This window comes from Shinella sp. (genome assembly GCF_035998705.1).
Classification (GTDB): Bacteria; Pseudomonadota; Alphaproteobacteria; order Rhizobiales; family Rhizobiaceae; genus Shinella.
Genome location: NZ_DASYHH010000023.1, coordinates 15,399 through 35,307, shown reverse-complemented (window position 1 = coordinate 35,307; position 19,909 = coordinate 15,399). Strand labels below are relative to the sequence as shown.

The 19,909-nt window shown below is 65.2% G+C and carries 16 protein-coding genes and 1 riboswitch; of the genes, 9 read left to right on the top strand and 7 right to left on the bottom strand.

Features of this window, described 5'->3' with window-relative positions:
* The first annotated feature begins 279 nt into the window (after positions 1–279).
* Positions 280–394, top strand: a riboswitch (TPP riboswitch).
* A gap of 42 nt (positions 395–436) precedes the next feature.
* The 4 genes from thiB (at position 437) to VGN93_RS20735 (ending at position 5,501) form a co-directional block, all read left to right on the top strand.
* Positions 437–1,444, top strand: coding sequence for a thiamine ABC transporter substrate binding subunit (thiB, locus tag VGN93_RS20750; RefSeq protein ID WP_327508940.1), 1,008 nt, complete (start codon positions 437–439; stop codon positions 1,442–1,444).
* Positions 1,445–1,448: 4 nt separating this feature from the next.
* Positions 1,449–3,071, top strand: a complete 1,623-nt coding sequence (gene thiP / locus VGN93_RS20745) for a thiamine/thiamine pyrophosphate ABC transporter permease (RefSeq protein ID WP_327508939.1) — start codon at positions 1,449–1,451, stop codon at positions 3,069–3,071.
* Positions 3,064–3,783 carry an ATP-binding cassette domain-containing protein gene (locus tag VGN93_RS20740; RefSeq protein ID WP_327508938.1) on the top strand — a complete coding sequence of 240 codons (720 nt, stop codon included), beginning with the start codon at positions 3,064–3,066 and terminating at the stop codon, positions 3,781–3,783. The genes thiP and VGN93_RS20740 overlap by 8 nt, the downstream gene beginning before the upstream one ends.
* A gap of 293 nt (positions 3,784–4,076) precedes the next feature.
* Positions 4,077–5,501 carry a M48 family metalloprotease gene (locus VGN93_RS20735; protein ID WP_319324097.1) on the top strand — a complete coding sequence of 475 codons (1,425 nt, stop codon included), beginning with the start codon at positions 4,077–4,079 and terminating at the stop codon, positions 5,499–5,501.
* Positions 5,502–5,736: 235 nt separating this feature from the next.
* Here VGN93_RS20735 and VGN93_RS20730 read toward each other — a convergent pair whose 3' ends face one another.
* The 7 genes from VGN93_RS20730 to VGN93_RS20700 all read right to left on the bottom strand — a co-directional run bounded on the left by VGN93_RS20730 (position 5,737) and on the right by VGN93_RS20700 (position 13,460).
* Complete coding sequence (locus tag VGN93_RS20730) at positions 5,737–6,597, bottom strand: RNA polymerase factor sigma-32 (protein ID WP_319324080.1); 861 nt, start codon at positions 6,595–6,597, stop codon at positions 5,737–5,739.
* Between the two features lie 250 nt (positions 6,598–6,847).
* Positions 6,848–7,417 carry a CarD family transcriptional regulator gene (locus VGN93_RS20725; RefSeq protein ID WP_256119495.1) on the bottom strand — a complete coding sequence of 190 codons (570 nt, stop codon included), beginning with the start codon at positions 7,415–7,417 and terminating at the stop codon, positions 6,848–6,850.
* Positions 7,418–7,787: 370 nt separating this feature from the next.
* Positions 7,788–8,126 (bottom strand): ferredoxin FdxA, encoded by a 339-nt coding sequence (gene fdxA, locus VGN93_RS20720; protein WP_256119494.1) that lies wholly within the window; start codon positions 8,124–8,126, stop codon positions 7,788–7,790.
* 192 nt (positions 8,127–8,318) lie between these two features.
* Positions 8,319–8,738 carry an RNA-binding S4 domain-containing protein gene (locus VGN93_RS20715; RefSeq protein WP_327508937.1) on the bottom strand — a complete coding sequence of 140 codons (420 nt, stop codon included), beginning with the start codon at positions 8,736–8,738 and terminating at the stop codon, positions 8,319–8,321.
* A gap of 4 nt (positions 8,739–8,742) precedes the next feature.
* Complete coding sequence (locus VGN93_RS20710) at positions 8,743–11,823, bottom strand: helicase-related protein (protein ID WP_327508941.1); 3,081 nt, start codon at positions 11,821–11,823, stop codon at positions 8,743–8,745.
* Between the two features lie 331 nt (positions 11,824–12,154).
* Positions 12,155–12,733, bottom strand: a complete 579-nt coding sequence (thpR, locus tag VGN93_RS20705) for an RNA 2',3'-cyclic phosphodiesterase (RefSeq protein ID WP_319324077.1) — start codon at positions 12,731–12,733, stop codon at positions 12,155–12,157.
* Between the two features lie 82 nt (positions 12,734–12,815).
* The gene (locus VGN93_RS20700) at positions 12,816–13,460 is read right to left on the bottom strand and encodes an arylesterase (RefSeq protein WP_327508936.1); all 645 of its coding nucleotides are present in this window, start codon (positions 13,458–13,460) and stop codon (positions 12,816–12,818) included.
* Positions 13,461–13,520: 60 nt separating this feature from the next.
* On the opposite strand from VGN93_RS20700, the gene VGN93_RS20695 reads away from it, so the two are divergent.
* From VGN93_RS20695 to VGN93_RS20675, 5 genes are all read left to right on the top strand, one after another.
* The gene (locus VGN93_RS20695) at positions 13,521–14,237 is read left to right on the top strand and encodes an ABC transporter ATP-binding protein (protein WP_319324075.1); all 717 of its coding nucleotides are present in this window, start codon (positions 13,521–13,523) and stop codon (positions 14,235–14,237) included.
* Positions 14,234–16,786, top strand: a complete 2,553-nt coding sequence (locus VGN93_RS20690; RefSeq protein ID WP_327508935.1) for an ABC transporter permease — start codon at positions 14,234–14,236, stop codon at positions 16,784–16,786. The genes VGN93_RS20695 and VGN93_RS20690 overlap by 4 nt, the downstream gene beginning before the upstream one ends.
* Before the next feature lie 188 nt (positions 16,787–16,974).
* The gene (locus VGN93_RS20685) at positions 16,975–17,718 is read left to right on the top strand and encodes a Bax inhibitor-1/YccA family protein (protein WP_319324073.1); all 744 of its coding nucleotides are present in this window, start codon (positions 16,975–16,977) and stop codon (positions 17,716–17,718) included.
* Positions 17,719–17,865: 147 nt separating this feature from the next.
* A complete protein-coding gene (locus tag VGN93_RS20680; protein ID WP_414714136.1) occupies positions 17,866–18,636 on the top strand; it encodes a DeoR/GlpR family DNA-binding transcription regulator in 771 nt (256 codons plus the stop codon).
* A gap of 36 nt (positions 18,637–18,672) precedes the next feature.
* Complete coding sequence (locus VGN93_RS20675) at positions 18,673–19,866, top strand: MFS transporter (RefSeq protein ID WP_327508933.1); 1,194 nt, start codon at positions 18,673–18,675, stop codon at positions 19,864–19,866.
* Positions 19,867–19,909 lie beyond the last annotated feature (43 nt).

Below are 19,909 nucleotides of genomic sequence, written 5' to 3'. Positions count from 1 at the left end.
GCCGTAGTAGTCGTAGGACTTCACCTTCTTGATGAAGCAGTGCGGCTTGTAGCCGTAGCTGTAATAGCCGGCCTGCGACGGGGCGGCAAAAGAGATGGCGGCGACGGCTGCGATGGCGGCGGAAATGATGATCTTGCGCATGGGGTTTCTCCTGATCTCTGTTGGATGAGCCTCTCTCGTCCAGTGATCGGACTTTCCCACATCGCCCTGTCGCCCGCTGTTCCGCATGGAACAGGGCCTTGCCTCTTGCGCCGCGCTGCAAGCGGGATTATGCCTTGCCTTGCTCTAACGGGGTGCCATGCGGGTTTTCGACCCACTGGCTGAGAGGCGGTTTCGCCAACCCGAAGAACCTGATCCGGCTCGTACCGGCGGAGGGATTAGACGGCACATTTTGAGCGCCCTATTCCCGTTTTATGAACAGACCAGGGAGGCGCCGATGCGCAAGACATTTCTCACCTCGATCGCGGCCCTTGCCGTTTCCTTCGCCTTGCCTGCGCTGGCGCAGGAAAAGACGCTGACCGTCTACACCTATGAGAGCTTCGTTGCCGATTGGGGCCCGGGGCCGAAGGTCGCGGAAGCCTTCGCAAAAACCTGCGGCTGCAAGGTCGAATGGGTCGGCGTCGCCGATGGCGTCGAGCTGCTGACGCGCCTCAAGCTCGAAGGCGAAGGCACCAAGGCGGATGTCGTGCTCGGCCTCGACACCAACCTCATCGCCGAGGCGAAGGCGACCGGGCTCTTCGAAGCGCACGACCTGAAGCCGGAAGGCCTGACGGTGCCGGGCGGCTTTTCCGATGATACGTTCCTGCCCTACGACTACGGCCATTTCGCCGTCATCTACGATACCGAGACGGTGAAGACGCCGCCGACGAGCCTGAAGGAGCTGGTCGAAGGCGATCCGGCGCAGAAAATCGTCATCGAGGATCCGCGCACCTCGACGCCGGGGCTCGGCCTGCTGCTCTGGGTGAAATCGGTCTATGGCGACAAGGCTGGCGAGGCCTGGGGCAAGCTCAAGGACCGCGTGCTGACGGTCACGCCCGGCTGGTCGGAGGCCTACGGCCTCTTCACCAAGGGCGAGGCGCCGATGGTGCTGTCCTATACGACGTCGCCGGCCTATCACGTCATCGCGGAAAACACCGAGCGCTACAAGGCGGCCGCCTTCTCCGAGGGGCACTATGTGCAGATCGAGGTGGCGGGCCTGACGCGCACCTCCGACGACAAGGATCTTGCACGGCAGTTCCTGACCTTCATGACCGGGCCGGATTTCCAGTCGATCATTCCGGAAACCAACTGGATGATGCCGGCCGGCAAGACCAAGGACCCGCTGCCGGCCGCCTTCGATGCGCTGGTGAAGCCGGAAAAGACCTTCCTGATGTCGTCCGACGAGGTGGCGGCCAACCGCAAGGCCTGGATCGACGAATGGCTCGCCGCCATGAGCGCCAAATAAGGTGATGGTCTTCGCCCGCGCCGAACGCCGGACGTTGCGTGCCGCCGGGGGCCTCGCCCTCGGCGTCGTGCTCGTCTTCGTCGGCGCGGCGACGGCCATGCTTCTGGCGCATGCAGGCGATGGCGGTGGTGCGCCGCTCGATGCCTACATCTGGCGGGTGGCGCAGTTCACGCTGCTGCAGGCGACGCTGTCGACCTTGCTGTCCATCGTGCTCGCCATTCCCGTCGCCCGGGCGCTTGCGCGGCAGCGTGCTTTTTGGGGGCGGGTCTGGATCATTCGGCTTTCCGTCGTGCCGCTCGGCCTGCCGGCGCTGGTGGCCGCACTCGGCGTCATCGAGATCTGGGGGCGGCAGGGCGTCGTCAATGATCTTTTGCGGCTCGGCGGATTGCAGAACCCGGTGAGCGTCTATGGTCTAGCCGGCATCCTGATCGCCCATGTCTTCTTCAACCTGCCGCTCGCCGCGCGCTTCCTGCTTGCCGCCCTCGATCGCATCCCGCCGGAATACTGGCTGAGTTCGGCCAATCTCGGCATGGGCAACGGCGCGGTCTTCCGGCTGATCGAATGGCCGGTCATCCGCCGCGTGCTGCCGGGCGTGGCGGGCCTCGTCTTCATGCTCTGCGCGACCAGTTTCACCCTCGTGCTGACGCTCGGCGGCGGGCCTGCGGCCACCACCATCGAGGTGGCGATCTACCAGGCGCTGCGCTTCGATTTCGATCCCCAGCGCGCCGTGCTGCTCGCCTTCCTGCAAATCCTCGTGACGGCGACGCTGCTCTGGCTGATCTCGCTGTTCGGCCGTCCGCCGGAGGAGGGCGTGACCGCGGGCCGCGCGATCCGCCGGTTCGATGCCCGCCGTCGGCGCATGACGGATGGTCTCGTCATCGTCCTCTTCACGCTGTTCACCGCGGCACCGCTCGCCGCCACCGTGACCGCCGGCCTTGCCGCCGATTTCGGACGTCTCGCGGTCGATCCGCTGCTGCACAGGGCGCTGTTCACCAGCCTTGCCATCTCCTTCGCCTCGGCGTGCCTCAGTGTTGCGATCGCGCTGCCCATCGTGCTCGTGCCGCGCCTTGCCGAGACGGGCGATGCGGGAATCGCGACGCGGCTGATCGGCCGCGCGCTGCCGGCCGTTGGATCGCTGATCCTGCTCGTGCCGCCGGTCGTCGTGGCGACGGGATGGTTCCTGGTGTTGCGGTCCGTCGGCGAGACGGGGCGTTTCGCGCCGGCCGTCATCACCGTCATCAATGCGCTGATGGCGCTGCCCTTCGTCGTGCGCGTGCTGGAGCCCGCCTATCGCACGCATCTGTCGCGCACCGCGCGGCTGGCGCTGAGCCTCGGCGTCACCGGCATGCATCGCCTGCGATGGATCGACTGGCCGGCGCTGAAGAAACCGTTCCTCACCGCCTTCGCCTTCGCCATGGCGCTGTCGCTCGGCGATCTCGGCGCCGTCGCCATCTTCGGCGCGGATGGCTTCGTGACGCTGCCCTGGCTCTTGTTCTCCCGCATGGCGAGCTATCGCACCGCGGATGCCGCGGGCATCGCGCTGATCCTCGGCGTGATATGCCTTCTGCTGACGCTGCCCTCGACCGCCGCGGACCGAACGACCGAAAGACCTGCCGCCGATGCCTGATACAGCTATCCGCCTTTCCGACGTCACCGTGCGTTTCGACGAGAAGCGGCTCGCCTTCGACTGCGCTATCCCCGCCGGTGCCGCGGTCGCCGTCGCCGGGCCCTCGGGGGCGGGAAAATCCACGCTGTTCAACGTGATCGCCGGCTTCCAGAAACCGGCGACGGGCACCGTCGCGCTGCTGGGGGAGGACATGGCGGCACGCGACCCGGCGGAGCGGCCGGTCTCGATCATCTTCCAGGACAACAATCTCTTCGCGCATCTGAGCGTCGCCGAAAATGTCGGGCTCGGCATCGACTCCGGGCTGAAGCTCGATACGGCGGCGCGCCAGAGCGTGTTTTCGGCGCTGTCGCGCGTCGGGCTGGGCGGTTATGAGCGGCGCATGCCGGGATCGCTTTCGGGCGGCGAACGGCAGCGGGTGGCGCTCGCCCGCGCGCTGGTGCGGCGTCGGCCGATCCTGCTGCTCGACGAGCCCTTCGCGGCGCTCGACCCGGCCATGCGGGCGGACATGGCAAACCTCCTCTCGGAGCTACGCGCCGAGACTAAGAGCACCCTGCTTTTCATCTCCCATCAGCCGCAGGATATCCGCCGGCTTGCCGACCGGGTGATGTTCCTGGAGGCCGGCGCGATCCTGCTCGATGCGCCGGTGGAGGACTTCCTGGCGCGGCGAGAACCACCAGCCGTTGCAAAATTCCTCGGCCGTTCCGCGATTTAGCGGGCTGGGGGTCATTTTGCCCCGCTAGCCCGCCACAATTTGGACGCCCCCCTGTGTCACCGGAGCCACAAGGGAACCGTTTGTCGAATCGGGAGTTGCCGGCCGGGTATGGTGCGTCTATCTCATCCATTCGAAGGCGCGAACATGGGTGTTTGGCTGCACCATATGGTTGTTGTTCTGACGTGGACCCTTTAGGGCTGTGGGCAAGAGAGATGGCGAGAGCAACGCAGGAAGCTGCAATCGTATCCGGACGCGGGGTTTTGCGACCCATCGCGGCGCTGGTGCTTGCCGGCATGCTGCTGTCCGGCTGCCAGTCGATCATCGAGCAGACCTATGAGCCGACGATCTCGCCGTCCTCCAATCCGCAGATCGTCGAAGAGGTGCAGAAGAACGATCCGCGCGCCCAGATGGGGGCGCGCGAGCATCCGCGCATCGTCGCGAGCTATGGCGGGGAATACAAGGACGCCAAGACCGAGCGCCTCGTCGCGCGCATTGCCGGCGCGCTGACGCTGGTCTCGGAAAACCCGAACCAGTCCTACCGCATCACCATCCTGAATTCGCCGGCGATCAACGCTTTCGCGCTGCCGGGCGGTTACCTCTACGTGACGCGAGGCCTGTTGGCGCTTGCCAACGACGCTTCTGAAGTCGCCGCCGTGCTGTCGCACGAGATGGCGCACGTCACCGCCAATCACGGCATCGAGCGGCAGAAGAAGGAAGAGGCGGAGGTCATCGCGAGCCGCGTGGTGGCGGAAGTGCTCTCCAGCAACATCGCCGGCAAGCAGGCGCTCGCGCGCGGAAAGTTGCGGCTTGCCGCCTTCTCGCGCAACCAGGAACTCCAGGCCGACGTCATCGGCGTGCGCATGCTGGGCGAGGCGGGTTACGACCCCTATGCGGCGGCGCGATTCCTCGATTCCATGGCGGCCTATGCGCGTTTCACCGCGGTCGATCCCGATTCCGACCAGAGTCTCGACTTCCTGTCGAGCCATCCGAACGCGCCGCAGCGCGTGGAACTGGCGCGGCTGCATGCGCGCGCCTTCGGCGCGGAAGGCACGAACGGCGATCGCGGCCGCGACTATTATCTCGCCGGCATCGACGGCCTGCTCTATGGCGATGCGCCGGAAGAGGGCTATGTGCGCGGCCAGACCTTCCTGCACGGAAAACTCGGCATTCGCTTCGACGTGCCGGCCGGCTTCCAGATCGACAACAAGGCCGATGCGGTGCTGGCGACGGGACCGGGCGACGTGGCGATCCGCTTCGACGGTGTCGCCGACAGCCGTAAGCAGGACCTGGTCAACTACATTTCGAGCGGCTGGGTAACAGGCCTCAGGCCGGAAACCATCCAGCCGGTGATGATCAACGGGCTGGAGGGCGCCACCGCCAAGGCCGCCGCCGACCGCTGGGACTTCGATGTCACGGTCGTGCGCATCGATAGCCAGATCTACCGTTTCCTGACGGCCGTGCCGGCGGGGTCGAAATCGCTGGAGCCGACGGCGGCGATCCTGAAAGCCTCGTTCCGCAAGCTGACGCCGCCGGAAGTCGCCTCGCTGAAGCCGCTGAGGGTCCGCGTCATCTCGGCCCGCGCCGGCGATACCGTCGCCTCGCTTGCCGGGCGCATGATGGGCACGGATCGCAAGCTCGACCTGTTCCGGCTGATCAACGCGATGACGGTGACCAGCACGGTGCGGCCGGGCGAAAAATTCAAGATTATCAGCGAGTGAGTTGAAAGCGCGGATGGCGCGAAACCGTGGATCCTCGGGTCAAGCCCGAGGATGACGGAGTTTGCGGGGATGGTTCGGGATAACGGATGAATTGCCGCTCATGGAAGCACTATCCGACCTTGCTTGGCAGCCCTATTCGAGCTTGCCTTGCAGAGAGCCTCGCCGGACTTGCCAGCCAATCCTCCCCTCCGTCATCCTCGGGCTCGACCCGAGGATCCACACGCACACCGGCGCCTCAGGCGTAGGCGAAGTCGGTCGTCTTGCTGATCAGCACGGCTTTCAGCTTCTCCAGCGCCCGGTTCTCGATCTGGCGCACACGCTCCTTGGAAATGCCGAGCAGGGAGCCCAGTTCTTCCAGTGTCGCGCCATTCTCCGCCAGGCGGCGGGCGCGGATGATCTTCATCTCGCGCTCGTTGAGCTGGCCGAGAGCGGCGTGCAGCCAGTGATGGCGGCGTTCGCCGTCGATGCTGTCGAGGGCCTGCTCGTCGGGGAGAGGCGCATCGCTGGTGAGGAAGTCCAGGCGACTGGAGCCCTCGCCTTCGGCGGACGAGATCGGCGCCTGGAGCGAAACGTCGGAGGCGGAGAGGCGGGCATCCATGGTGCGCACGTCGGCGGTGCTGACGCCCAATGCGACGGCGATCTCCTGGTGCATGGCCTCGCTGGTTAGGTGCGTGTCACCACGGGCGAGGCGGGCGCGCAGCCGCCGGAGATTGAAGAACAGCGCTTTCTGGGCCGAACTGGTGCCGCCGCGCACGATCGACCAGTTGCGCAGCACGTAATCCTGGATCGAGGCGCGAATCCACCAGCTTGCATAGGTGGAGAAGCGCACCAGCCGTTCCGGCTCGAAACGGGCGGCGGCTTCGAGCAGGCCGATGTAACCTTCCTGCACGAGATCGCTGAGCGGCAGGCCGAAGTTGCGGAATTTGCCCGCCATGGAGATGACAAGGCGCATATGGGCCATGGCAATTCGGTTTCGGGCTTCCTGATCCTTGTCGTGCTTCCAGGCCTGGGCCAGCGCCTGCTCCTCTTCCCTCTCGAGATAGGGGGCGGACATGGCAAGCTTGATCATGCGGCGGTCTGCGGTCGTCGTAGCCATGGCGAATGTCTCCACGTGAACCGAACCGGCGCGAAGAGGCGTTGTCTCCTCGGCGCCCGATATAACGATGACGTTTCAGTTCGCCCGACGGATCGCTCGAAAGCTTCTTCCGAGAAAATAAAGTGGTTCACGCCACCCCGCAGCCGCCCGAAAAGCCGGTCGTCTGCCAAACGGGTGCGCTGCAAAAAAGTTCCATAAAAAAACCCGGCTGTTTCCAGCCGGGCTTTAAAAAGTCGAGGCGTGCCCTAAATCAGGCCGCTTCGTCCTGCGAGTCGTCCTCTTCGATGGCCTTGCCACGCTTCGGACCCTTGCTCAGGTTGGTTTCGACAAGGCGAACGGCCTCGGTTTCCGACATCTTGTTGACGGCGGCGATTTCGCGGGCCATGCGGTCGAGGGCTGCTTCATAGAGCTGGCGCTCGGAATAGGACTGTTCCGGCTGGTTTTCGGCACGGTACAGGTCACGGACCACTTCGGCGATCGAGATGAGGTCGCCGGAATTGATCTTGGCATCATATTCCTGCGCGCGGCGCGACCACATGGTGCGCTTCACGCGAGCCTTGCCCTGGACAACCTTCAGCGCGCGTTCGACGAAATCGGTCTCCGACAGCTTGCGCATGCCGATGGAAACGGCCTTGGCAACCGGCACCTTGAGACGCATCTTGTCCTTTTCGAAATCGATGACAAAAAGCTCGAGCTTCATGCCGGCGACTTCCTGCTCCTCGATGGCGACGATCTGGCCGACACCGTGAGCGGGATAAACGATCGATTCACCGGTCTTGAAGCCGTGGCGCGTGGAAGATTTCTTCTGCGGGGTCGTCATTCTGTTCAAATACTCCCTGTTACGCTCCCGGCCCTTGGGCCGGGTGGGTCCTGGGGACCCGGGAAAGACGGGGGGCACCTTGCGGTGTCACCACTGGTCCGTCCGCCATGCGCAAAAAAAGTCCCTGCGACGCGTTCACATTTGAGCAACCGGAGCTGCCTATGGGAGGTGAGCGGCGTTGAGGGATCGTTTGCTTTCGTGGTGGTGTTCGGGCACGCGAAGTGCCGCGATGTGGATCAGTAAGAAGACCCTATCACAAAAAAGTGCCGAAATCAATAATTTGCTTCGCATGGGTCATCAAGACTGTCCCATCGCCTTTCGACGGGAGCAAGCCTTTTTCCCCAGCTTCAGTTGCCGCCTCTTGCGGCGATCAATCGCCCTGGCCCGGTTCGGCCGAGAAGTACTTCTCGTACTTGCCTTCTTCGCCGTCCATTTCCTTGGCTTCCGGCATGGCATCACGCTTGATCGTGATATTGGGCCAGACCGTGGCGAAATCAGCGTTTATCTTCAGCCACTTGTCGAGACCCGGCTCGGTATCCGGCTTGATCGCCTCGGCGGGACATTCCGGCTCGCAGACGCCGCAGTCGATGCACTCGTCGGGGTGGATGACCAGAAAATTCTCGCCCTCGTAGAAACAGTCGACGGGGCATACCTCGACACAGTCCGTGTACTTGCAGCGGATGCAATTGTCGGTCACGACATACGTCATGAATTACTCCAGAATCGTCTTAAGGCCGGCGACAGCGGGGCCGTCCGTCACCGCAGAACCCATGACGCGATCGGCTTGCCGGACAGGAGGCCGCCCACATGTCGCGGGCCGTCCGGTGGCTGAGGTAAAGGCTTTGGAGGCGCTTTGCAAGCGTAATACATGCGCCGCCGGGCGCATGCGAGGTATAGAATTCTAATCGACGTCGTCGCCGGGAAAACCTTGCAAACGGTCGGTTTCGCGGCGCTCCCGTTTGGTCGGCCGCCCGGTGCCGCGCTCGCGCGTCGCCTGCTCGAAAAGCGTGCGCTCCTCGCGCGGCAGGGGCGGCGGCGTCATGTCGTGGTAGAGAAGGCGGGCTTCTTCATAGGGTCCGCGCCGCTCGCCGGGCTGGAGCACCTTGACCACCATGTCGTGGCGGTCGAGCGAGAGCGAGACCACGTCGCCGATGCGCAGTGCATGGGACGGTTGGCGCACGGGGGCGCCGTTGACGCGCACATCGCCGGCTTCCACGGACTTTGCCGCAAGCGAGCGGGACTTGCGAAGTCGCGCGAAGAACAGCCACTTGTCGATGCGCTGTCGCGCCTGACCTGCCGGCTGTTCCTCGTCGCGTGCCATAGGCTTACTTCTTCATCTGCTCCTTGAGCGCGGCCAGCTTGGCGAAGGGCGAATCCGGATCGATCGGCTTCTCCTTGCGGGGCGGCCGGGCCTCGAATTTCGCCTGCTGCGGCTTTCCGCCACGCTCGTTACGGTCGTTGCGCTCGCCGCGGTCCGGACGATTGCCGCCCTGCGGCTTTCCGTCGCGGGGGCCCTTGGCCTGGTCGGGACGGCCGCCGCGGCCGCCTTCGCGCCGTTCGCCGCGCTCACCACCGGCCGGCTGGCCGCGATGGCGGTCGCCGCCGCGGCGCTCACCCTGGTTCTGCCGGTCGCCCTGGTTTTGACGATCGCCCTGGCGTTCGCCGCCGTGGCGGTGGCCGCCCTGGCGCTGGTTGTCGTGGCGCGAGCCCGGACGCCAGAGCAGGACGGGCTTGGCTTCGACCGGTTCGCCGTCGACGACGACGGCTTCTTCCGCAGTCGCTTCCACAGCGGCCGGTGCTTCGGCGGTTTCGGCTGCCGGTGCTTCCGATGCTTCTGCGGTTGCGACCGGGGCTTCGCCCTCGGCATCCGCCGCGTCGGCGTCGTGCTCGTCGGAGGTTTCGGCAGGCGCGTCTGCCGCTGCCTCGACGGCCGTCGCGGCAGCGGGCGCTTGCGCGGTGAGGAAGGCTGCGACCTCTTCCGGCTTCAGGCTGTCGGCGCGGTAGCCGAGGCCCTTCAGGATTTCTTCCATGTCATCGGGCGTCGCACCGAGGATGGAGAGCATGGCGGTCGTCGCCATGAAGCGGCGGCCGTCATAGGCGCCGTCCGGGCGCGACGTGCCGGGCTTCCACTGCAGGAGCGGGCGGATGAGATCGGCCAGGCGCTCCAGGATGTCGATACGCACGGCGCGTTTGCCGAGGAAACGGAAACCGGCAAGCTTGTAGAAGGCGCGCTCGAAGCTCGGATCGGTGACGACCGAGGTGCGGCCGGCGGCGAGCACGGGGATAAGGTCGCCGTAACCCGGCTTGTCGAGGCCGTCGTTCTTCAGCGCCCAGAGCAGCGTGATGAGTTCGGCGGGTGCGGGCTTCAGGAGCGCCGGCATGAAGATGTGGTAGGCGCCGAAGCGGATGCCGTGTTTGCGGATCGAGGCGCGGGCTTCCTGGTCGAGCGACTTCACGTCATCCGCAACGTCGCGGCGGAAGAGCACGCCGAGGTTTTCGACGAGCTGGAAGGCGAGGCCCTTGGCGAGACCCTGGAGATCTTCCGCGCGCGAAAGATCGTCGAGCGGCTTCAGCACGGTCGCGATATGGTGGTTCACGAAACGCTCGATGCGTGCGGCGACGTGGTCGCGCGCGTTGCCGGTCAGCTGCTCGTCGGCGAGCAGGATGACGCGCGGGCGCATGACGTGATCGCTCGGCGCAAGCCGCGCGACGGGATCGCCGAGCCAGCGCACGGTGCCGTCGGAGCCGAGCGCGAGGTCGGCATTGCCGGCCGCATGCAGGCGCGCAGCACGGGCCTCGAACTCCAGCGCAAGCGCCTTCTGCGCAGCCGTCTGCACGGCCTTCGCATCGGGACCTTCCGTTCCGGAGACGAGCGTGAACCGGAAACCGGCCAACTGCCCGACATGATGTCCTTCTACGAAGACATCGCCATTCACACTGATTTCAGCTTCCAGCATCGCATTCTCTCTCAGGCGCTTCATGAGCACAGATGTCCTGCGATCAACAAAGCGTTTCGTCAACCTATCATGTAACGCATCGGACAATCGGTCTTCGATTTCCCGCGTCTTTTCCTGCCAGTGTGTCGGATCGGCAAGCCATCCGGGCCGATTCGACACATAGGTCCACGTCCTTATCTGAGCGATTCGCGCCGAAAGCGTGTCGATTTCGCCATCGGTTCTGTCGGCGCGGCGCACCTGATCGGCCATGAAATCTTCGTTAACCGTGCCACGTCTTACCAGATCCGCATAAAGGGTGGAAATGAGGTCTGCGTGCTGGGCGGGCGCGATGCGACGGTAGTCGGGAAGCGCGCAGGCCTCCCACAGTTTTTGCACGCGCTCGGGGGTGGTCGCGAGATCGCGGACGTCCGGGTAGCGGCTCAGATGTTCGAGCGCCTGCTGGTCGACGGCCGGCAGCGCCCGCGTCAGCCCGGCAATCGGCGGCGGCGCGTCGAGCGACTGGCGCAGCGCCTGCAGCGAGGAATAGTCGAAGCGGGTGGTGCGCCATTGCAGCACCTTGACCGGATCGAACTGGTGCGTCTCGATGCGCTTCACCAGCTCGTCGTCGAACGGATCGACGCGGCCCGTCACGCCAAAGGTGCCGTCGCGAAGATGCCGGCCGGCGCGGCCGGCGATCTGGGCGAGTTCGGCCGGGCTGAGGTTGCGGAACTGGTAGCCGTCGAACTTGCGGTCCTGCGCGAAGGCGACATGGTCGACGTCGAGGTTGAGCCCCATGCCGATCGCGTCGGTGGCGACCAGATATTCGACGTCGCCTTCCTGGTAGAGCGCCACCTGGGCGTTGCGGGTGCGTGGCGAGAGCGCGCCGAGCACGACGGCGGCACCGCCGCGCTGGCGGCGGATGAGCTCGGCGATCGCATAGACCTCGTCGGCCGAGAAGGCGACGATGGCGGTGCGCTGCGGCAGGCGGGTGATCTTCTTGGAGCCGGCATAGAAGAGTTGCGACAGGCGCGGGCGCTCGATCACATGGATGCCGGGCAGGAGCTGCTCCAGGATGGGCTTCATGGTGGCCGCACCCAGCAGCAGCGTCTCGTCGCGGCCCCTCAGATGCAACACCCGATCGGTGAAGATATGGCCGCGTTCGAGATCGCCGGCAAGCTGCACCTCGTCGATCGCCACGAAGGAGGCGCGCGTCTCGCGCGGCATGGCCTCCACCGTGCAGACCGAATAACGCGCCATATGCGGCGTGATCTTCTCCTCGCCGGTGACGAGCGCCACATTGTGCTGCCCGACCTTGTCGACGAGACGCGTATAGACCTCGCGCGCGAGCAGGCGCAGAGGCAGGCCAATAATGCCCGTCTCATGTGCCACCATGCGCTCGATTGCGTAGTGGGTCTTGCCCGTATTGGTCGGGCCGAGCACCGCGGTGACCCCGCGGCCGCTCAAGATTATGGGTGCTTGCGACAAGGCACGTCCCGGCAGGTTTCAACATCGGCCGGACACGTCCGGCAGGCAACAGATGCCCATCGAGGACGGCAATGGCAAGGGGCAAGGCGAAACTGAGCGGATTTCAGGGTCTTTTGCCGGCTTACTGGAACAGTCGCGGAACGAAACGGCGACGAATCGCTGACTCGGATGGATTCAGGGTTTGTTCACCACAACGGGTAGATGGATTTTTTGCGGTGGACGCGAAATGTTGAATCGGATCAGGGCGATACGCACAACTGTACCGCTGCTATCCGTGGCGCGATACCGTGTCGTCGTTCACCTGCGGCTTCGGCGATCAAAGATGGTCCCGCACATCCGCCCCATCCCAGCTTCCGCCCGATTCGTAGAGCGGGAAGACTTCCTCGGTGACGTAAGGCCCGCCGCCGACGGATTCCTTGGAGGACATCAGCACGAAGCGGTTCACGGTGAAGGTGCTGGTGTGGAAGTTGCCGCGGCCGGTGAGGTAGTGGGCGACCTCCTCCGGGCGGGAGTTTCGCAGGCGCGCCAGCGTGACGTGCGGCGTGAACTTGCGCGGATCTGCGGGCAGGCCGAGGCGCTGGCAGATGCGCTCGATTTCCCCCTGGAGGGCGTACATTTCCGGTGCCTGCGTGACGCCGGCGAAGACCGAATGGGGCTTCTTCGAGCCGAAGGAACCGATGCCGGAAAGCGCCAGCTGGAATTCCGGGCGCTCGATGCGATCGAGCCTGTCGACCACCTCGTCGGCGGTGCGGCCGTCGATATCGCCGATGAAACGCAGGGTTATGTGGAAGTTCTCGACGTCTATCCAGCGGGCTCCGGGAAGGCCTCCTCTCAGAAGCGAGAGGCTCATGGCCGCGTTGCGCGGCACTTCGAGGGCGACGAAAAGTCTCGGCATGGCGACTTCTCCCTACTGGAATGTGACATCAGCGAATCACGCAACCGTTTTTTGCGCAACCCTTATTTCGCACCCGCGAGAACTACTCCCCTGCCGTGATGGATTTAAGGAACGCTTCCGCTGTCGGAAGCATCGTCCGGACCATGACGTCGACGCCCTCGGTATTGGGGTGCATGCCGTCCTCCAATTGCAGGTTCGCCTTGGTCACGACCCCGTCGAGGAAGAACGGATAGAGCATGGCGCCATGCTTTTGCGCCAGCCGCTGGTAGATGCCGTTGAAGCGCTCGCCATAGTCGGGGCCCATGTTCGGCGGCGCCATCATACCGGCGAGCAGCACCGCGATACCGCGCTCCTTGAGGCGGGTCAGCATGGCGTCGAGATTCTTTTCCGTCTCTTCCGGCGCAATGCCGCGCAGCGCATCGTTGGCGCCGAGCTCGAGAATCACGCCCCTGGTGCCGTCCGGGATCGACCAGTCGAGCCGGGCGAGCCCGCCCGAGCTGGTGTCGCCGGAGACGCCGGCATTGGCGATCTCGACCTCGTAGCCTTTTTCGCGCAACGCCGCCTGCAGCTTCACCGGAAAGGCGTCGGCGGCGGGAAGCTGGTAGCCGGCCATCAGGCTGTCGCCGAAACCGACGAGCTTGACGGGCTCGGCCCGCGCCGCGCCCGCGGATAACAAAGCTGTGATCGTCAGCGCGGCGAAAAATCCGAGAGTCGCTTTAAACGCCATATTGGTGTTCCTAGATTGCTGGCATTCCAGTTGTTAGAAGAACATATAGGGCAGAATTCCTTGGCCAAAACCATCATCGATCTCAAAAATGCCGATCTCACCCTCGGCCGGGCGGCCGCCTCGGTCCATGTGCTGAAGGGAATCGGTCTTGCGATCGATGCGGGTGAATCGGTCGGCATCGTCGGCCCGTCCGGTTCCGGCAAGTCGACATTGCTGATGGTGCTCGCCGGCCTGGAGCGGCTCGACGGCGGCGAGATCCATATCGACGGCGCGCCCCTGCACCGGATGAACGAGGACCAGGTGGCCGATTTCCGCGGCCGCAATATCGGCATCGTCTTCCAGTCCTTCCACCTCATTCCCAACATGACGGCGCTGGAAAACGTCGCGGTGCCGCTGGAACTCGCCAATGTGCGCGATGCCTTCGAGATCGCCCGGCAGGAATTGACGGCGGTCGGGCTCGGCGAGCGCCTGTCGCACTATCCCGGCCAGCTTTCCGGCGGGGAGCAGCAGCGCGTGGCGATCGCCCGCGCGCTCGCCCCCTCGCCCAAATTGCTGATCGCCGACGAGCCGACCGGCAATCTCGACACCGAGACCGGCCGGCAGATCGCCGACCTGCTGTTCTCCAAACAGGCCGAGCGCGGCATGACGCTGCTCCTGGTGACGCACGATCCGTCGCTTGCCGCCCGCTGCGGCCGCCAGGTCGCCATGCGCTCCGGCGAGATCGTTTCTGGCGCCGCACCCGCCCGCGCAGCCCTTGCCGCGGCGGTGCCGGCATGAGGATCGGCAAGGTCCTCCGGCAGGTCCCGCTGGCGCTGCGGCTGGCGACGCGTGAAATGCGCGGCGGCCTCAAGGGTTTCTACATCTTCCTCGCCTGCATCGCGCTCGGAACGGCGGCGATCGCGGGCGTCAATTCGGTATCGAGCGCCATCACCCAGGCGATCGCCTCGCAGGGGCAAAGCCTGCTTGCCGGCGACGTGCGCTTCGAATTCAACAACCGCTTCGCGACGCCCGAGGAGCTGAAGCATTTCGAGGGGCTTGGCGACGTCTCGCTGTCGTCTTCGCTGCGTTCCATGGCGCGCCTGCCGGATGGGTCCGACCAGACGCTCGTCGAGGCGAAGGGCGTCGATGGCGCCTATCCGCTTTACGGCGCGCTGGAAACCAGCCCGCAGCAGCCCTCCTCCGCGCTCTTTGCCAGGCAAGGCGAGGCCTATGGCGCCGTGGTGGCCCCCCTGCTGCTCGACCGGCTCGGCATCGCCGTCGGCGACGAAATCCTGCTCGGGACCGTGCGGTTGAAGGTGACGGCGACGCTGGTGCGCGAGCCCGATGCCGTTTCGGAAGGTTTTGGTTTCGCGCCGCGCCTGATGTTGTCCGAAGAGGCCCTCCAGGCGAGCGGCCTGGTGCAGACCGGCAGCCTCGTCGAAAACGCCTATCGCGTACGCCTTGCCGATGCCGATCTCTCGCTCGCAAAGGTCCGCACGGATGCCAACAAGGCCTTCCCGACGGCCGGATGGTCCATCCGCACCTCGAACAGTGCGGCTCCCTCGCTTACCGCCAACATCACCCGATTTTCGCAGTTCCTGACGCTCGTCGGCCTGACGGCGCTGATCGTCGGCGGCGTCGGCGTGGCGAATGCGGTGCGCGCCTATCTCGATTCCAAGCGATCGGTCATCGCGACCTTCAAGTGCCTCGGCGCCCCCGCCTCGCTGGTGGCGCTGGTCTATCTCATGCAGATCGCGCTGATCGCTGCCGTCGGCATCCTGATCGGCCTTGTCGCCGGCGCATTGATGCCGATGGTGGCGATGCAGTTTCTCGAAGGCGTGCTGCCGGTGCCGGCCGAGGCGACGCTCTATCCTTCGGCCCTGCTGCTTGCCGCCGTCTTCGGCCTGCTGACGGCGCTTGCCTTCGCCATCATGCCGCTCGGCCACGCCCGCGAGGTGCCGGCGACGGCGCTGTTCCGCGAGCAGGGTTTCGAGACCGGCCGCCTGCCGAGCTGGCCCTATGTGCTGGGCGCGGCCGTCTTCCTCGCGGCACTGGCGGGGCTCGCCATCTTCACGGCTTACGACCGCTACATCGCGCTCGTCTTCCTCGGTGCGATCGCGTTTGCCTTCGTCGTGCTGCGCGTCGTCGCCATGCTGATCACGGCGCTGGCGAAACGCAGCCCGCGCGTCAATTCGCCGGCGCTGAGGCTGGCGGTCGGCAATATCCACCGGCCGGGCGCGCTCACCTCCTCCGTCGTGCTGTCGCTCGGGCTTGGCCTGGCGCTGCTCGTCACGCTGACGCTGATCGACGGCAACCTGCGCCGCGAACTCACCGGCAACCTGCCCGAGCGGGCGCCGAACTTCTTCTTCGTCGATATCCAGGGCACCGAGCTCGACGGATTCCGCGATGTGCTGAAGGCGAACATGCCGGACGGAAAGATCGTCGAGGTGCCGATGCTGCGCGGCCGCGTCATGGAGCTGAACGGCGTCGACGTGGCGAAGGTGAAGGTGCCGCCGGAAGGCCAATGGGTGCTGCGCGGCGACCGCGGCATCACCTATGCCAAGCGCACGCCGGAAAATTCGACGCTGTCGGAGGGGCAATGGTGGCCGGAGGATTATTCCGGCGAGCCGCTGGTCTCCTTTGCCGCCGAAGAGGGCCGCGAACTCGGCCTCAAGATAGGCGACAGGATCACCGTCAACGTGCTCGGCCGCAACATCACGGCGCGCATCGCCAATTTCCGCAATGTCGAGTGGGAATCGCTGTCGATCAACTTCGTCATGGTCTTCTCGCCGAACACCTTTGCCGGCGCGCCGCATGCGTGGCTGGCGACGATGATCGATCCGGGCGCCACCGCCGAGCAGGAATCCGCGACGCTGAAGGCGGTCACCAATGCATTCCCGACGATCACCAGCGTGCGCGTCAAGGATGCGCTCGACGTGGTCAACGAGCTGGTCGGGCAACTCGCGACCGCGATCCGCGCGGCGGCGGCCGTAGCGCTCATCGCCTCGGTCCTCGTGCTTGCCGGGGCGCTTGCCGCCGGCAACCGGGCGCGCGTGCACGATGCCGTGGTGCTGAAGACGCTGGGCGCCACGCGCTCGACGCTGATCCGCGCCTTCAGCTACGAATACCTGATGCTGGGGCTTGCCACCGCTATCTTCGCGCTCTTTGCCGGCGGGGTGGCGGCCTGGTTCGTGGTGAGCCGCATCATGACGTTGCCGTCGAGCTTTCTGCCGGATGTCGCGGTCATGACGGTGGTGACGGCGCTGGTGATGACCGTCGGCATCGGTCTTGCAGGCACCTGGCGCATTCTGGGACAGAAGGCGGCGCCGGTGCTGCGCGAACTTTGATATTGCAGGGCCCGCGCTCCCGTTGGGGGCGCGGGTCTTGTGCGAGACACAATTCATGCGCATATTTACCACAGGCAAGCTGGAGCCCCGCAGCGGTTGCCTGGACCCCGGAAGCGCTTCGGCAATCGAAGCGAATAACCGGGAGACCGACACCGTATAGGACATGGGGCTTGAACCAAGAGGATAATATGGCTGATCTCCGCAACTACCAGACCCGAACGGCGAATGCCGGTGCCCAGACCGGCGCCGTCATCGACCAGGGCCTGCGCACCTATATGCTCCGGGTCTACAACCTGATGGCGCTGGGTCTCGCGATCACCGGCCTCGTGGCGTTCGGCGCCTCGCAGGCAGCTTTCGCCGACGGGCAGCTGACTGCCTTCGGCCAGGCGATCTATGTGAGCCCGCTGAAATGGGTCGTGATGCTGGCGCCGCTCGCGCTGGTGTTTTTCCTGAGCTTCCGCATCCACACGATGAGCGTTAGCGCCGCGCAGACGACCTTCTGGGTCTATGCCGGCCTGATGGGCCTGTCGCTGTCGTCGATCTTCCTCGTCTATACCGGCGCCAGCATCGCGCAGACCTTCTTCGTTTCGGCCGCCGCCTTCGGCGCGCTGTCGCTGTTCGGCTACACGACGAAGCGTGATCTTTCCGCGATGGGCTCGTTTCTGATCATGGGCCTGTTCGGCCTGATCATCGCCTCGCTCGTCAACCTGTTCCTGCAGTCTTCGGCGCTCGACTTCGCGATCTCCGCGATCGGCGTGCTGGTCTTCGCTGGCCTCACCGCCTGGGATACGCAGAAGATCAAGGAAATGTACTTTGACGCTGACGATGACGTCGTGGCCGGCCGCAAGGCCATCATGGGCGCGCTGACGCTCTACCTCGACTTCATCAACCTCTTCCTGTTCCTGCTGCGCTTCCTGGGCAACCGCGAATAAAGCAGGCTGGACAAGCTGATCGACACAACCCCGCCGGAAACGGCGGGGTTTTTGTTTGGGCCGGTCATCAAACGTGAACGCCTCTTCCTTGAATGTTTTGCCGAGTTGTGCGCATTGTCACGCAATCGTGCATGATTTGGACGGATGATGTCAGGACAGGAATTACTTCTCGGGGAACGGCAGGACCTCATCCGCACGCGGCTCGACCTGTCGGGGCGGGTGATCGCGGCGGAACTGGCGCTGGAGCTTGGCGTGTCGGAAGACACGATCCGGCGGGATCTGCGCGAGATGGCCGCGTCCGGCCTCTGCCGCCGGGTCTATGGCGGGGCGCTGCGCATTTCTCAGTCTCTGACCTCGATGAGCGAGCGCATCGGGATTGCGGGAGACAGCAAGGCCGCGCTGGCGCGCACGGCCGCCGGGCTTCTTCCTGCGGGATCAAACGTCTTCCTCGATGCCGGCAGCACCAATCTCGCCCTCGCCCGCGCGCTGCCCACCGGCGCCGCCCTGACGGTCGCGACCAATGCGCCGGCTATCGCCGCCGTCCTTCTCGAACGCGACATCCCCACCATCCAGCTCGGCGGCCTGGTCGATCCGCGCGTCGGCGGGGTCGTCGGCGCCAAGGCGATGCGCGATGCCGAAGCGCTCCGGCCGGACATCCTCGTGCTCGGCGTCTGCGGCATCGAGCGGGAAGCGGGTGTCACCTGCTATTCGTTCGAGGATGCCGAGTTCAAGCGCTTCCTCACCTCGCGCAGCAGGACGGTGATGATCTCCGTCACGAACGACAAGCTTTCCACCGCAGCCCCCTATTCGGTCGTGCCGCTGTCGCGGGTGGCGCGCGCCGTGATCGAGGCGGATGCGGACGAGACGGAGGCCGCAGCCTTTGCCGCGGCCGGCATCGATATCATACGGGCGGGCTGAGCGCCGCCCGACCAGCTTCCCCGAAATGGAATTCCCATGACGACGCCTGAAAATGCCCTCGAAGGCAAATCCTTCGCCAACACCTATTTTCCGCCGGCGCGGCTCGCCGTCTCCGGCCTGTTCCTTTTGAACGGCACATTTGCCGGCGCCTGGGCGACGAAGATCCCGGAATTCGCCACCCGCCTCGGGCTCTCCGAATCCGGGCTCGGCCTGATGATCATGTTCTTCGGCATCGGCTCGCTCATCCTGATGCCGATCGCCGGCATCCTGATCGCGCATTTCGGCACGACGCGCACGTTGAAGGGCGCGACGATCCTCTTCCTCTCGACCCTGCTGCTGCTCTCCGCCGCCCCGACGATCCCGGTCGGTGCCGTCGCCATCTTCGTCTTCGGCGGCCTGATGGGGGCGATGGACGTGGCAATGAACGGCAATGCGGTCGAGGTGGAAAAGTCGATGCGGCGCGCCATCATGTCGTCGTGCCACGCCTTCTGGAGCCTCGGCACCTTCATCGGCGCGACGACGGGCGGCTTTCTCATCCAGTCGCTCGGGGTCATGGGCCATGCGGTGCTGCTGACCGTCGTCGGTGCGGCGGCACTTGTCTTCCTCTGGCCGCACGTGTTGCACGATGCGCCGCATCCCAGCGAAGAGCGCAAGAAGGTACGCCTGCCGAGAACGCTGCTGCCCTGGCTGATCGGCACGATGGCGCTGTTCTCCATGGTGCCGGAAGGCGCGATCCTCGATTGGGGCGCACTCTACATGCGCGACGAACTCGGTGCATCACTGGTGCTTTCGGGCTTCGCCTTCGGCGCCTTCTCGCTCACCATGGCCGTCATGCGTTTTGCCGGCGACCATGTGCGCGACCGTTTTGGCGGCGTGCGGACCCTGCGCTTCTGCACGATCATGGCGATCATCGGCATGATCATCGCCGGCACGGCGCCGAATGCCTATGTGGCGATGGTGGGTTTCGCCATTTGCGGCGTCGGCATCTCCAACATGGTGCCGATCGCCTTTTCGGCGGCGGGCAACCTGCCCGGCTTCGCGCAGGGCGTGGCGCTGTCGGTGGCGACGGTGATGGGCTATTCCGGCTCGCTCTTCGCACCCTCCGTCATCGGCTTCATCGCCGAGCATACGGGTTTTGCCATCATCTTCGCCGTGATGCCGGTGCTGTTCATCGTCGTGCTGCTGCTCTCGCACCATGCGGTGCACGCGGATGTGCGCGACCACCGCTAAGCGCGAGGGCGCGCGGCGATCAAATCGTCGCGCATGCCCGCCC

What these genes read in the sequence shown, in the direction of transcription:
- thiB (WP_327508940.1), top strand. Translation starts at nt 437, where the DNA reads ATGCGCAAGACATTTCTCACCTCGATCGCGGCCCTTGCCGTTTCCTTC.
- thiP (WP_327508939.1), top strand. Translation starts at nt 1,449, where the DNA reads ATGGTCTTCGCCCGCGCCGAACGCCGGACGTTGCGTGCCGCCGGGGGC.
- VGN93_RS20740 (WP_327508938.1), top strand. Translation starts at nt 3,064, where the DNA reads ATGCCTGATACAGCTATCCGCCTTTCCGACGTCACCGTGCGTTTCGAC.
- VGN93_RS20735 (WP_319324097.1), top strand. Translation starts at nt 4,077, where the DNA reads ATGCTGCTGTCCGGCTGCCAGTCGATCATCGAGCAGACCTATGAGCCG.
- VGN93_RS20730 (WP_319324080.1), bottom strand. Translation starts at nt 6,597, where the DNA reads ATGGCTACGACGACCGCAGACCGCCGCATGATCAAGCTTGCCATGTCC.
- VGN93_RS20725 (WP_256119495.1), bottom strand. Translation starts at nt 7,417, where the DNA reads ATGACGACCCCGCAGAAGAAATCTTCCACGCGCCACGGCTTCAAGACC.
- fdxA (WP_256119494.1), bottom strand. Translation starts at nt 8,126, where the DNA reads ATGACGTATGTCGTGACCGACAATTGCATCCGCTGCAAGTACACGGAC.
- VGN93_RS20715 (WP_327508937.1), bottom strand. Translation starts at nt 8,738, where the DNA reads ATGGCACGCGACGAGGAACAGCCGGCAGGTCAGGCGCGACAGCGCATC.
- thpR (WP_319324077.1), bottom strand. Translation starts at nt 12,733, where the DNA reads ATGCCGAGACTTTTCGTCGCCCTCGAAGTGCCGCGCAACGCGGCCATG.
- VGN93_RS20700 (WP_327508936.1), bottom strand. Translation starts at nt 13,460, where the DNA reads ATGGCGTTTAAAGCGACTCTCGGATTTTTCGCCGCGCTGACGATCACA.
- VGN93_RS20690 (WP_327508935.1), top strand. Translation starts at nt 14,234, where the DNA reads ATGAGGATCGGCAAGGTCCTCCGGCAGGTCCCGCTGGCGCTGCGGCTG.
- VGN93_RS20685 (WP_319324073.1), top strand. Translation starts at nt 16,975, where the DNA reads ATGGCTGATCTCCGCAACTACCAGACCCGAACGGCGAATGCCGGTGCC.
- VGN93_RS20680 (WP_414714136.1), top strand. Translation starts at nt 17,866, where the DNA reads ATGTCAGGACAGGAATTACTTCTCGGGGAACGGCAGGACCTCATCCGC.
- VGN93_RS20675 (WP_327508933.1), top strand. Translation starts at nt 18,673, where the DNA reads ATGACGACGCCTGAAAATGCCCTCGAAGGCAAATCCTTCGCCAACACC.